This window comes from Bacteroides sp. 519 (assembly GCF_010500955.1).
GTDB lineage: Bacteria > Bacteroidota > Bacteroidia > Bacteroidales > Bacteroidaceae > Bacteroides.
The window spans coordinates 139,813-153,030 of sequence record NZ_QVMJ01000006.1 but is presented as its reverse complement, the minus strand read 5'-3'; the positions used below and the strand labels follow the sequence as shown (position 1 = coordinate 153,030).

Annotated in this window: 10 protein-coding genes; 4 read left to right on the top strand and 6 right to left on the bottom strand. The window is 40.5% G+C overall.

The window, feature by feature from the left end:
- Positions 1-94 precede the first annotated feature (94 nt).
- The 5 genes from D0T85_RS08180 to D0T85_RS08160 all read right to left on the bottom strand — a co-directional run bounded on the left by D0T85_RS08180 (position 95) and on the right by D0T85_RS08160 (position 6,935).
- A complete protein-coding gene (locus D0T85_RS08180) occupies positions 95-2,227 on the bottom strand; it encodes a S46 family peptidase (protein ID WP_163212096.1) in 2,133 nt (710 codons plus the stop codon).
- 19 nt (positions 2,228-2,246) lie between these two features.
- The gene (locus D0T85_RS08175) at positions 2,247-3,749 is read right to left on the bottom strand and encodes an oligosaccharide flippase family protein (protein ID WP_163212094.1); all 1,503 of its coding nucleotides are present in this window, start codon (positions 3,747-3,749) and stop codon (positions 2,247-2,249) included.
- Positions 3,750-3,758: 9 nt separating this feature from the next.
- Positions 3,759-4,562: a KilA-N domain-containing protein gene (locus D0T85_RS08170; protein ID WP_163212092.1), complete on the bottom strand. Its 804-nt coding sequence runs from the start codon at positions 4,560-4,562 to the stop codon at positions 3,759-3,761.
- Between the two features lie 2 nt (positions 4,563-4,564).
- On the bottom strand, positions 4,565-5,593 hold the full coding sequence (gene ruvB, locus D0T85_RS08165) for a Holliday junction branch migration DNA helicase RuvB (RefSeq protein WP_163212090.1): 1,029 nt from the start codon (positions 5,591-5,593) through the stop codon (positions 4,565-4,567).
- A gap of 106 nt (positions 5,594-5,699) precedes the next feature.
- Positions 5,700-6,935 (bottom strand): pitrilysin family protein, encoded by a 1,236-nt coding sequence (locus D0T85_RS08160; protein ID WP_163212088.1) that lies wholly within the window; start codon positions 6,933-6,935, stop codon positions 5,700-5,702.
- A 174-nt stretch (positions 6,936-7,109) separates the two neighbouring features.
- Here D0T85_RS08160 and D0T85_RS08155 point away from each other — a divergent pair, with 174 nt between their 5' ends.
- From D0T85_RS08155 to D0T85_RS08140, 4 genes are all read left to right on the top strand, one after another.
- A complete protein-coding gene (locus D0T85_RS08155; RefSeq protein WP_163212086.1) occupies positions 7,110-7,715 on the top strand; it encodes an SIS domain-containing protein in 606 nt (201 codons plus the stop codon).
- Positions 7,703-8,638 carry a carbohydrate kinase gene (locus tag D0T85_RS08150; protein ID WP_163212084.1) on the top strand — a complete coding sequence of 312 codons (936 nt, stop codon included), beginning with the start codon at positions 7,703-7,705 and terminating at the stop codon, positions 8,636-8,638. The genes D0T85_RS08155 and D0T85_RS08150 overlap by 13 nt, the downstream gene beginning before the upstream one ends.
- Positions 8,639-8,830: 192 nt before the next feature.
- The gene (locus D0T85_RS08145; RefSeq protein WP_163212082.1) at positions 8,831-9,889 is read left to right on the top strand and encodes a tyrosine-protein phosphatase; all 1,059 of its coding nucleotides are present in this window, start codon (positions 8,831-8,833) and stop codon (positions 9,887-9,889) included.
- A gap of 131 nt (positions 9,890-10,020) precedes the next feature.
- On the top strand, positions 10,021-11,907 hold the full coding sequence (locus D0T85_RS08140) for a DEAD/DEAH box helicase (RefSeq protein ID WP_163212080.1): 1,887 nt from the start codon (positions 10,021-10,023) through the stop codon (positions 11,905-11,907).
- A gap of 265 nt (positions 11,908-12,172) precedes the next feature.
- Here the strand turns inward: D0T85_RS08140 and pdxB are convergent, their stop codons facing one another.
- Positions 12,173-13,213: a 4-phosphoerythronate dehydrogenase PdxB gene (gene pdxB, locus D0T85_RS08135; protein ID WP_163212078.1), complete on the bottom strand. Its 1,041-nt coding sequence runs from the start codon at positions 13,211-13,213 to the stop codon at positions 12,173-12,175.
- Positions 13,214-13,218: the final 5 nt, after the last annotated feature.

The following is a 13,218-nucleotide window of genomic DNA, read 5'->3' as shown; positions in this document are numbered from 1 at the left end:
AAGTGTCACACTGTAATAATCTGAATTTTAGTAGATTAGATACGGTGTGACACTTGTGACACTTTTTTGGCCATAAATCTCCTGAGCGGAAGAGTTAATCCATGATTTTTAATTCGTTAATCAGGTGAGTTGCTTTGCCGTATTTCTCTATAATAAACAGCATGTAACGAACATCAACACCTATGCAGCGTTGCAAGGTAGGTTCGTAACGGTAATTGCTACTCATGGCTTCCCAGTTGCCATCGAAAGCAAGACCTAATAACTCGCCTTTGTCATTGAACATAGCACTGCCCGAGTTACCACCGGTAATATCGTTATCCGAAATAAAACATACACTCATATCGCCATTCTTATCGGCATACCTGCCGAAGTTGTTAGAAGATAATAGCTCGGCCAATTCGGGTTGAATGCGGAAGTCGCGGTCGCCATAGTGGGCTTTGGCTTTTTCGAGTATACCGGCTGCGGTAGTGTAATAATCGTAAGTACCACCATCGAAAGGTGTATAACCGCGCACTGTACCAAAACTCAACCGCATGGTAGAGTTGGCATCGGGGTAGAAGTTTTTATCTGCATACATTCTGCGTACGGCTGCATTATAAAGTCTTTCGTCTCGTGCAATATTGGTGGTTGCTTCCATGGAAGTTTGATTCATTTCAAAAACCTTTGCCAATATATCTATTGCTATACCAACTATTGGGTCTTCAATAATGCTGTATTCGCTGTCGCTGTCGGCAAATAACCTTAGTCCCAGTGGAGTATCGAGTTTGGTGTTGCTGTATAGGCTGTCTACAAAAGCTTCGTCGTTGCCCTGAAATTCGGTAGCAATGGTTGAGTAGAAGTCTGGCAGATAGATTGTATCTACTTGGTTCCGGTACTCTTTAATCATGGCAAGGAATACGGTTTTGTCTATTTCCGGATTCATATTCTCGTACTTCTCCAGAATTTTGCGCAGACTGGCTGTCATGTCCTTTTTGTCGGCTTCGTAATCGAAGTTCAGGATCTCTAGCGAGAGCAATATTATTTCCGGGCTGTTCATAAAAGCTTCGCTCATATAATACATAGCCCGGTTGGTTTCGCGAGCGGCTTTGTAGTTCAGTTCCAACGACGATAACAGGTGTAACAGTTTGTCTCTTTCGGCAGGTGTTTGCTGTATCCACCGCAGGAGGGCTGCTTCCATTTCGCGTTTCTTATCGAGTATTCCGAGCTCTAAAATCGATTTGTTGGTGCCGATGCTGTTTTTCCAGTAGTTGGAACTTTCATCGTATTTCGAAGCATATTTAATGCGTATATCCGGATCGGCATCCATTGCTTTCTTCCAGATGGTTTGCTTAACACCGCGTACATCAATAAGGGCCTGGTTTAGTGTGTACATTCTATCTTCGATACCGAAAGATGATAGATAGCGGTCGGTAGTACCCGGATAGCCCAGCGTCATACAAAAAGAACCTTCGTTGTATCCTTTCAGTGAGATGGGCGAATAATGTTTTGGGCGGTAGGGAACATTATCTGGCGAGTAGTTGGCCGGCTTATTATCTTTTCCTGCATATATGCGGAATACGCTGAAATCGCCAGTATGGCGGGGCCAAATCCAGTTATCGGTATCCCAACCAAACTTTCCAACAGACGATGGTGGGGCAAATACCAAACGAACATCGTTGTAATCCTGGTAAACAGATAGCCAGAACTCATTGCCACCATAGTAGGTGTCGACAATGGCAACAAGGGTTGAGTCTTTTTTATAAACTTCTTCCTGAATAACATATTTCAGAGAGTCGATTATGGCGCTCCTTTCTTTTTCGTCTGTTGTATCGTTAACATCCTTCAATATGCGTTTGGTTACATTCTCGGTTTTAACAAGAAAACGTACATACAGCTCAGGGTTAGGTAATTCATATTCGTGAGATGGGGCAGCAAAACCATTGTCCAGATAATTGTGTTCAACAGTACTGTGTTGTTGGATGGCACTGAATCCGCAATGGTGATTGGTAAAAACTAGCCCGTCTTCGGACACAACTACTCCCGAACAGAATCCTCCAAAGCTAACTACGGCATCGGTAAGCGATGTTTTATTCGGATTGTATAACTTGTTAGCAGGGAGGTTCAGTCCCATTTCTTTCATGGTATTGCGTGTTTTCTTGTTCAGGTTTCCCAGCATCCACATGCCTTCGTCGGCCTGTGCAGCGCTAATCCCTGCTACAAGAAACAGCGAAACAATTAGTTTTTTCATTCTTTCTGAGTTGTTTTAATTACGCTTTTTTCTTTATAAGACGGTTAATTATGGGTATTTGATTCAGTGGCATATCTTTTTTAATGATATAGGCTATAAATACTGATAGCAACAGGGTTCGGAACAACAACCTAATAATAAGATTATCTATTACCACCAGTTGCGATATTGCATATAATATACCTGCCAATAATATATAGACGCTTATTGACCTCAAATTATACTCAATAGGATACTTTTTTTGTCCCAAAACATACGAAAGAATAGTGATAACGGCATATCCCACAACTCCTGCCCAAGCACAAGCCATGTATCCGTAAACCGGTACAAACAGTACATTCAGTCCTACAATAATTACGCAACCAATAATAGAGAAGTAGGCCCCCCAACGGGTTTCATCAATCAGTTTGTACCAGAAAGAGAGGTTGAAGTAAACACCCATCAATATTTCGGCAGCCATAACAATGGGAACAACACGTAAACCTACCCAATATCCCGGTTCCCTGAGGATGAATTTAAGTAAATCAAGATAGAAAGTTACTCCCAGAAATGCCAGCAGGGCAAAGATGATAAAGTACTTCATTGCGTTGGCATACGTTTTCTTATTGTCGGCATCTTTATTTTTGCCAAATACAAAAGGCTCGTATGCATAACGAAAGGCTTGAGTGAGCATGGCCATTATCATCGCTATTTTGCTACATGCCCCATAAATACCTAATTGAATATTGCCTTGCTCCTTATCCGGATAAAGCAAAGGAAAGAGCATCTTATCTATTGTTTGGTTAAGGATACCAACCACTCCAAGTATTAATAATGGGAAGGAATAGATAAATATTTTCTTCATCAATACCCGGTCGAATACATAAGGGAACCCTTTGAACAGGGGAGTTAGCAAAATCATTTGCAAGGAGGTTGATATCAGATTCGATATAAAAACATATCCTACACCATAATCCGGATTATAGAACCAGGATATTAAACCGGGAGCATGTGTATGTATCCAGGGACAGGCAAGCAGGAAGAACAGATTGAAGAATATGTTTGAAGAGATGCCAAGGAGTTTAATGGTTGCAAATCGTATCGGCCGTTTCTGATAACGCAAATAAGCAAACGGAATGCTTTGGAAAGCATCCACAGCAACCACAATTGCCATTATCCCAACATATTCGGGATGATTAGCATATCCCAATGCTCCCGAAATAAGAGGCAGAAAAGCAAAAGACAGTAAAAGGAATAATAACGAAGAACTTCCTACCGACATAAGGATGGTAGAGTATACCCTCTGCGGGTTTTCGTCTTTTTTATTGGCGAACCGGAAGAATCCGGTTTCCATACCGTAGATAAGCAAAACCATAACAAAAGCTGTTATGGCGTAAATGTGGGTAACAATTCCGTAACCACCCGATTCGGAAGTAAACTTGGCTGTATATAGTGGTACCAGCAGATAATTGAGGAAACGACCTACAATACTGCTTAATCCATAAATGGCTGTATCTTTAGCCAGTGATTTTAGGTTGGACATAATATTAGATCACTTCAGCAGTTTTTTGTTATTTATATTTTCAAGTATCTGCATTTGTTGAATAGCAATTTGATTTAATTTAAAAAGTCGTTCTTGTTGTGGTAAACCTTCATTAATAAAAGCGGCATTCAAATTTTCCATATTTGATAAACAAATTAATTCATTGATAGAAGCATAATCGCGAATATTTCCTCTCAGGTTAGGATTTTCATCACGCCATTCCATTGCAGTTTTGCCAAACATCGCTACATTCAAAACATCAGCTTCATTTGCATAAATTATAGAAGCTTGTTGTTGAGTAATCTCTTGTGGAATAAGATTTTGCTTAATAGCATTGGTGTGAATGTGATAATTTATTTTAGATAGTTCACGTTTCGCTGACCAACCTAATTGGGTTTGTTCCTGTTCTTTAAGCCGTTGAAACTCTCTCAATAAATATAACTTAAATTGAGGAGAAACCCATGATGCAAATTCAAAAGCTATATCTTTATGAGCATAAGTTCCTCCATATCTTCCTGCTTTTGCAATGATTCCTTTAGAATTTGTTCTCTCAGTCCATTGTTTTACAGAAAGTATAAATCTATTTAATCCAGCTTCATTTTTAATTCCCTCGAATTCGGGGGAATTAAAATGTGGATTATACATTTCTTCCCAGATGCCAAGGAATTCAATGGTGTTTTTATTGCGTAACCATTTTTCAATAAGAGATAATCCATTTTCTATATTCCTTACCATATCCGTAAGTGAAATATAATCTTTATCATCAAATGTAATAATGGTTATATCGGCATTTTGTACTCTAATTTTTGCCATAACTAATCAAATAAACTATTCTGCCTGCCGTTGTAGAGGCTTCGTCCCAGGTGTTTGTAAGCAAGCTCTGTAACCTCACGCCCGCGGGGGGTACGTTTAAGAAAACCTTCTTTTATCAGGAATGGTTCATAAACTTCCTCAATGGTACCCGAGTCTTCGCCCAGAGCAGTAGCAATGGTTGTTAATCCAACGGGGCCACCACCAAATTTGTCAATAATGGTACAAAGTATTTTATTGTCAATTTCGTCTAGTCCATACTTGTCGATATTCAATGCCTCAAGCGAATAGGTTGCTATTTCTGTATCAATAGAACCCGAACCTTTTACCTGTGCAAAGTCTCTCACCCTGCGTAGCAGTGCATTGGCTATACGGGGGGTACCTCGGCTGCGTGATGCAATTTCATTAGCTGCCTGAAAAGAACAAGGTACATTCAGTATACTGGCTGATCGTTTGATAATACCGCTTAACACATCATCGTCGTAATATTCAAGGTGAAGATTTATTCCGAAACGGGCTCGCAAAGGAGCAGTAAGTAATCCGCTCCGGGTAGTAGCACCAACTAATGTGAAAGGACTTAAATCAATCTGGATGCTACGCGCCGATGGTCCTTTATCGATCATAATATCAATCCGGTAATCTTCCATTGCAGAGTAAAGGTACTCTTCTACAATTGGAGATAAACGATGAATCTCGTCGATAAATAAAACATCATTTGGTTCAAGGCTGGTTAACAAACCAGCCAGATCGCCCGGTTTATCCAGTACCGGTCCGGAAGTAATCTTGAAACCTACTCCTAATTCGTTAGCAATAATGTTTGATAAAGTGGTTTTCCCCAATCCGGGAGGTCCGTGTAGTAGTACATGATCTAACGCTTCACCACGCAACCGTGCTGCCTGTACAAATATGCGCAGATTCTCCACAACCTTTTCTTGTCCGCTGAAATCATTAAACTCCAAAGGTCTCAGCGCATTCTCGTACTCCTTTTCTTTATTGCTGAGTTTGTGGTTTCTTATGTCAAAATTATCTTCCATTTATTTTATAAAAACAAAGCAAAGATATATAAAATTAGACACGGATGACGCGGATTACACGGATTTTAATAACACAGATAAAATATATTAAAATAATCCGTGTGTTTTAATCCGTGTAATCCTGCGTCATCCGTCTATATAGCAACGTCGAAAGCCGATCCTCCGCAAACATCTCGTTGGCAACCTCCAACAAAATATCCGCAGTAAGTGCATCTATTCGTTTGAACAGAAAGTCTCTGGATTCGCATTTATTGTAATGAAGAAAGGTTTTAGCCATGCCCAAAGCGTTGTTCTCGTTGTTATCCGAGGCCACACCAATTTGTCCGATCAGTTGTTTCTTTGCCGCATCCAGCTGTCGGGAGGTCATTTTGGTGTCTCTCAGGTGCTTTAATTCCTTATAAACAAGACTGAGGCATCTGTTAACATCATTTGGATCGGTACCAAAGTAAATACAAAAGGCGCCGGTGTCGGTGTATGATGTTAGATTGGATTCAACATTATAAACCAATCCTCTTTTCTCGCGTAGAGAGATGTTCAATCTGCTATTCATACCGGGGCCACCCAGAATGTTGTTTAATAAATAAAGAGCTGTTCTCTTATCATCGTAAGCATTGTAGCCTCTGTTACCAATCATAACATGAGCCTGATGGGTTTGCTTATCAACAATTAAATGTTGTGCAGTGTAATCGGGTGGGGGTGTCCGGCGATTTTCCATCTGCAAAGAAGGAATATCCGCAGTAAGTTTACCAATGGTTTTAATAACTTTCTTGAAATCAATATTCCCCAGAATAAAGAATACCATGTTCGAAGGCTGGTAATATCTGGAAGTGAAAGCTAGAAAATTGTTTGTGTTGAATTGCTTCAAACCTTCGGGTGTGCCCAATATGTTTCGTCCCAATGGATGGTTAGGGAAGATTAAATTCTCGAATTCATCGAATATCAGTTCGGATGGATTGTCCTCGTACGAGTTTATCTCATCAATAATAACATCTACCTCTTTTTGTATTTCCTGCTGTGGGAAAACAGAATGAAATACAATATCCGTAAGCAACTCGGCTGCCCGGTCGAAGTGTTCCATCAGAAATGCGGAATAAACCACAGTCTCTTCTTTGTTGGTATATGCGTTCAGATCGCCGCCAACATTTTCCATTCTGTTGAGTATATGCCAGGCTTTGCGTTTCTTGGTTCCTTTAAAAACAAGATGCTCAACAAAGTGAGCCATACCTTGCTCGTTGTCGCGTTCATCGCGTGTTCCGGCATCAATGGCATATCCGCAATAGGCAACTTTCGATGTCAGAGGTTGGTGGATAATTCTTAATCCGTTAGGAAAAGTATAATTCATATTTACGATTTTACAATTTACGATTTACGATTGAAGTTACTCTGTTTACAATGTATTATCAATCGTAAATCGTAAATCGTCAAATCGCAAATCAGCTAGGGGGCAAAAATACAATAAAACTCATTGTTGTTTATAGGAAAATACAGATATTTGCAAATAAATACACAAGAAGCAATGATAGAATCGGTAAAAAAAATCCTGCAACAAGAAGCAGAAGCTGTTCTGAATATACCTGTAACGGATGCGTTTGAAAAGGCGGTAGATTTAATAGTTGAGAGAGTAAACGTAAAAAGAGGAAAGCTAGTTACCTCGGGTATGGGAAAAGCCGGACAGATAGCAATGAACATTGCAACTACATTCTGCTCAACAGGTATCCCCTCGGTGTTTCTGCATCCCAGTGAAGCTCAACATGGCGATTTAGGAATAATGCAGGATAACGATATACTGTTGCTTATCTCCAATTCGGGAAAAACAAGAGAAATTGTAGAACTCACTGCACTTGCGCACAACCTGAATCCCAATTTACCTTTTATAGTAATAACATCCAATCCGGACAGTCCGTTGGCATTAGAGTCTGATGTTTGTTTATGTACAGGAAATCCGGGAGAAGTTTGTGCTATTGGTATGACTCCAACCACATCGACTACTGTAATGACTGTTATTGGTGATATTCTGGTAGTAGAAACCATGAAGAAAACAGGATTTACTATTGCCGATTACTCTAAACGCCACCACGGTGGATATCTTGGAGAAAAATCAAGAGAGTTATGCGAAAAGTAATAGGAATAGGAGAAACTATTCTCGATATTATTTTCCAGAACAATCAACCTTCGGTAGCTGTACCCGGAGGGTCTGTATTTAATGGAATCATATCTTTGGGCAGGGTAGGAGCCAATGTGTCTTTTATCAGTGAAACAGGAAATGACCGTGTAGGGCGAAGCATACTCCGGTTCATGGAAGAGAATAACATTTCTACAGAGCATGTCAATGTGTTCCCCGATGGTAAATCGCCCATTTCACTGGCTTTTTTAGATGAGAGCAGCAATGCCGATTATGTTTTTTACAAAGACTATCCCAAACAACGTTTGGATGTTATCTTCCCCAAACTGAATGAAGACGATATTGTAATATTCGGTTCATACTATGCACTGAATCCTGTATTGCGCGATAAAGTGCTCGAACTACTGAATGAGGCGCGCGAAAAGAGAGCAATTGTTTATTATGATCCCAACTTCAGAAGCTCGCATACAGACGAAGCCATGAAACTGGCGCCTACCATTATCGAAAACCTGGAGTTTGCCGATATTGTACGTGGTTCAAAAGATGACTTTATAAACATGTACAAGATGGATGATGCCGATAAAGTATATAAATCCAAAATAGAATTCTATTGCCGTAACTTCGTCTGTACCAATGGTGCCGAAAGCATTGTTTTGCGGACAGACAAAGTTAAAAAGGACTATCCGGTAGAACAGGTAGAGGCTGTAAGCACAATAGGCGCAGGAGATAATTTTAATGCCGGCATCCTATACGGATTGCTTAAATACGATGTTCGGCACCGCGATTTGCAATCAATCAGCGAGAGCACCTGGGATAAACTGATACAATGCGCCAAAGAATTCTCAATGGAGGTATGTAAAACGTATGATAACTCCGTTTCAAAAGAATTTGCAAAGAAAAGAGTTTTGAGTTATGAGTTTTGAGTCGTGAGTTATGAGTCGTGAGTTATGAGTTATGAGTTTACCATGCGGCATCGTAAACTCATAACTCACTACTCATAACTCAAAACTCTCTCAACTTGTTAAAAGGTTTATACTTTCTCTAATTATAGCAAACAAATATTTATATGAAGTTAGATTTTCTATCTTTGTGAACAAAGTGTAGAAGGTTAGTTTATGAATAGAATTCTCTTTGGTTGCTTGGCTTCTGTTTTCCTTTTCCCATCATGCTCAGGTAATTCACCCGATATATCTGTGGTATGCGAAGAAAATAGTGTAGGTAATCATATTATTAAATGGGAAACTACGCCGGTTATTCCGGGTAAAGTAAAAATATACGCTTCAACCGATCCTAACCGTATTATGGAGAAAGCTTTGGTAGCTTCGGCCGATATATCCGATCAGCGTATTACCATCGTTTCTTCCGATCCAACCGAACGATTTTACTACAAACTAGTGTTCGACAACCGTTATCGCAAAACAGTTGGAAGTCGGAATGTGAATATTCCGGGCATACAAAACTTTCGCGATATTGGCGGTTTAGCTAATACCCGAAAGAAAACAACCCAATGGGGTTTACTCTATCGGTCGGGACAAATAGAAAGCCTTTCTTACTCCTCGCATAAAGAACTGAAGAATATGGGTATAAAAACCATAATTGACCTTCGGTCGGAAGCTGAGATAAAAGAAAGTCCAAGGCTGGTTGATGAATCCTTCAATATCATAAACATTCCGATCAGTACGATAAAAACAAGAGATGTTGTGCGCGATCTTCGGAGTGGTAAAATAAAAAACGATAGTGTTTACCGGCTCATGGTTCGTATTAATCAGGATATGGTAACCTATTTCCGCAAAGAATACCGTCAGGTCTTTGATGTGTTATTGGAAGAAGACAACTATCCGCTGGTTATTTCCTGCACAACAGGAAAGGGGAGAACCGCCATTGCATCTGCCCTTGTATTATCTGCTTTAGGTATGAGCGATGATGTTGTAATGTCCGATTATCGCATGAGCAATGATTTCTTTGATATACCTTCGGCCTCCGGCTATGCCTATAATCTTCCGTTTAGTTCTCAGGAGGCAATAACTACCCTTTTCACCGCTCGTGAGGGCTTCCTTGATGCTGCCCGACAGCAGATTGAAAAGAATTATGGTGATGTTACCAACTATCTTCACAAAGGGATTGGTTTGACCGAGGATGAAATTAAACACCTGAAAAACATTTTGTTAAATTGAAAATACCTATCTTTGCGCCCGATTAAGTTTTGGGTAGTAAGTTCTAAGTTTTAAGTAATAAGTTTGCTGTTACTGTGGGTTGGATGGACTTATAACTTAAAACTTAGGACTTATTACTTAAAACTCATTTAATGAAGAAATTTGAAGACTTAGGTGTTTCTGCGGAAATACTTAAAGCAATTGAAGAGATGGGATACGTTGCTCCCATGCCTGTACAAGAAGAAGTGATTCCATATCTTTTAGGTGAAAACAACGATGTAGTAGCGCTCGCACAAACAGGAACAGGAAAAACCGCAGCATTTGGCTTACCCATCATTCAAAAAGTAGATGTTAAGAACAGGGCACCACAATCCCTTATATTGTGCCCTACACGCGAATTGTGTTTGCAGATTGCCGGTGACTTAAACGATTATTCCAAATACATTAACGGACTGAAAGTTATTCCGGTATATGGAGGTTCATCTATCGACAGCCAGATACGTAATTTAAAGAAAGGAGTACATGTAATTGTTGCTACTCCCGGACGTTTATTAGACTTGATGGAGCGTAAAACCGTATCCCTGTCTACTGTAAGTAACGTTGTGCTCGATGAAGCCGACGAGATGCTTAACATGGGCTTTACCGAAAGCCTGAATGCAATATTGGCCGAAGTGCCCCAAGAAAGAAACACACTGCTTTTCTCGGCAACAATGAGCCCCGAAATTGCACGCATTTCTAAAAACTACCTGCACAATGCTAAAGAAATAACCATTGGCCGTAAAAACGAAAGTACCAACACTGTAAAGCATATAGCTTATGTAGTGCATGCAAAAGATAAATATGCTGCACTGAAACGTGTAGTCGATTTCTATCCGCAAATATATGGTATAATCTTCTGCCGTACCCGTAAAGAGACACAGGAAATTGCCGATAAATTGATGCAGGAAGGATACAATGCCGATTCGCTTCATGGCGAACTGTCGCAGGCTCAACGTGATGCCGTTATGCAGAAATTCCGTATCAGAAACCTTCAATTACTTGTTGCTACCGATGTTGCTGCACGCGGATTGGATGTTGACGACCTGACACATGTTATTAACTACGGTTTACCCGATGATTCGGAAAGTTATACCCACCGTAGTGGTAGAACAGGACGTGCTGGTAAAACCGGTACATCTATTGCCATCATCAACCTTCGCGAAAAAGGCAAAATGCGTGATATTGAACGTATTATCGGCAAGAAGTTTATTGCAGGCGAAATGCCCAGCAACAAACAAATCTGCGAGCAACAATTGTTGAAAGTTATCGATGAAATCGAAAAAGTGAAGGTGAACGAAGACGAAATCAATGATTATATGCCCGACATTTATCGCAAGCTGGAATGGTTGGATAAAGAGGATATAATCAAACGTATGGTGTCTTTAGAGTTTAATCGTTTCCTTGAATATTATCGTGACCGCGAAGAGATAGAAATACCATCGGATAGTCGTCGTGACCGGTCCGACCGTCCTGATCGTGACCGCCGTGGTAGTGAAAGCTCAACAGAAAAAAGAAACAGAAAGGCCGAACCCGGTTATACCCGCATATTTATCAGTTTGGGTAAAGCCGATAGCTTTTTCCCGCCTCAATTGATTGATTTGATCAATAAAAACAGCAAACGACGCGTTAAAATAGGCAAGATTGATTTGCTGAAAAGCTTTTCTTTCTTCGAAGTAGATGAGAAACAGGCTAAAGACCTGGTTAAATCAATGAATAATGTAACCTTCGGTGGAAGAAAAATAACAGTTGAAATAGCTGGAGATGAAGCTGGTAGCACTCCTCCGTCGGGAAGACGCGATCGCGACACATCAAATCGTTCCAGAACTGCACGCCCACAGGCAAAAGAGAATAACACAAGAAAGCCCAAAGCCAGCAGAGAAGAAAGAGGATACTCCTCCGACCGTGGTCCTAAAAAGAACGAGGATTGGAAACAATTCTTTAAAGGGGATCAACCGGATTTTGCGGAAGAGGGTTGGGCGAGACGTAAGCCGAAGAAATAGAACTGCGTAGTTTTTACGGACCCCTCCGCCCTTTGGGCACCTCCCCTTTGCTGGGCAGGGCTGTTAAGTTCTGATTTAACTATTCTTTTTTAACCGCAGAGTACGCAGAGTTTCGCAGAGTTTAATATTCAATGCTGCATAGAAATTAAAAACTCCGCGTTAATCCGCGAAACTCTGCGGTTAAAATATTAGAACTTAACAGCCCTGCCCTGCAAAGGGGAGGTGCCCAAAGGGCGGAGGGTCCGTAAAAACCCGCATCACATTCTTAATTCTTAATCCCAAACGCCCCCTTCTCCCTCCTTACCGGATAATTCCCCCGTAACCATTCAAACAGTTCCGGCTGTTCTTTCAGCATACGGCTATCAATCCGTGGATCGTATATCTTAATCAGAGCCTCATTCATAGAGTTTGCTGTAATAACATTATTCTCCGGCGGTGGAGGGATAACACTGAAATGAGTATCAATATTAAAATGTTTGCATAATGCTTCGAGCGACATACGTGTTGCATTTGCTTTACCATCAGCAGAATATCCGGCAATATGTGGGGTCGATATAATGGCCTTATCTAACAATGTCCTATCTATTTCGGGTTCATTCTCCCATACATCAATAATTGCATTAGCTATTTTATGGCTCTCTAATGCTGCAAGAATGGCTTGGGTGTTTATCACTTCGCCACGCGACGTATTTATAATAACAGGTTTTCGTTTTAGCGAATTGAAGAAGTTTTCATTGCCCAGATGCCAGGTTTTATACTGTCCATCCTTAACAAGGGGAACATGGAAGGTTATAATATCACTGTTTTCAAGAATCTCATCTATCTCTGCAAACCCGGCTTTACCTTCGGCTGCTGCCCGGGGAGGGTCGTTTAGTAGAACATTCAGTCCCAAACTTTCGGCTACAGTTTTAATTTTGCTACCAACGTTTCCAACTCCTATTATCCCTATTGTTTTATCTTTCAATGGGAAGTTAGATTCAGGCTCTAACAAAATCAAACATGATTCGATGTATTGGGCTACAGATGCAGAATTGCTGCCGGGCGCATTTGTCCAAACAATACCTTTCTGCCGGCAGTATTCCGTATCAATATGATCGAAACCGATGGTTGCGGTTGCAATAAACTGTACTTTACTGCCTTCAAGAAGCTGCTTGTTACATTTGGTACGGGTACGGACAATTAATGCATCGGCATTTTTTACAATGTCGGGTGTGAATTTACTTCCGGGAACAAAAAGAACATCATCTGTTATTTGCCTGATAGGATCGGCAATAAAAGGTATTTTATCGTCTATAATTATTCTCATTTCTC

Excerpts from the sequence above, each read along its gene's own strand:
- D0T85_RS08180 (WP_163212096.1), bottom strand. The coding sequence starts at position 2,227 with ATGAAAAAACTAATTGTTTCGCTGTTTCTTGTAGCAGGGATTAGCGCT.
- D0T85_RS08175 (WP_163212094.1), bottom strand. The coding sequence starts at position 3,749 with ATGTCCAACCTAAAATCACTGGCTAAAGATACAGCCATTTATGGATTA.
- D0T85_RS08170 (WP_163212092.1), bottom strand. The coding sequence starts at position 4,562 with ATGGCAAAAATTAGAGTACAAAATGCCGATATAACCATTATTACATTT.
- ruvB (WP_163212090.1), bottom strand. The coding sequence starts at position 5,593 with ATGGAAGATAATTTTGACATAAGAAACCACAAACTCAGCAATAAAGAA.
- D0T85_RS08160 (WP_163212088.1), bottom strand. The coding sequence starts at position 6,935 with ATGAATTATACTTTTCCTAACGGATTAAGAATTATCCACCAACCTCTG.
- D0T85_RS08155 (WP_163212086.1), top strand. The coding sequence starts at position 7,110 with ATGATAGAATCGGTAAAAAAAATCCTGCAACAAGAAGCAGAAGCTGTT.
- D0T85_RS08150 (WP_163212084.1), top strand. The coding sequence starts at position 7,703 with ATGCGAAAAGTAATAGGAATAGGAGAAACTATTCTCGATATTATTTTC.
- D0T85_RS08145 (WP_163212082.1), top strand. The coding sequence starts at position 8,831 with ATGAATAGAATTCTCTTTGGTTGCTTGGCTTCTGTTTTCCTTTTCCCA.
- D0T85_RS08140 (WP_163212080.1), top strand. The coding sequence starts at position 10,021 with ATGAAGAAATTTGAAGACTTAGGTGTTTCTGCGGAAATACTTAAAGCA.
- pdxB (WP_163212078.1), bottom strand. The coding sequence starts at position 13,213 with ATGAGAATAATTATAGACGATAAAATACCTTTTATTGCCGATCCTATC.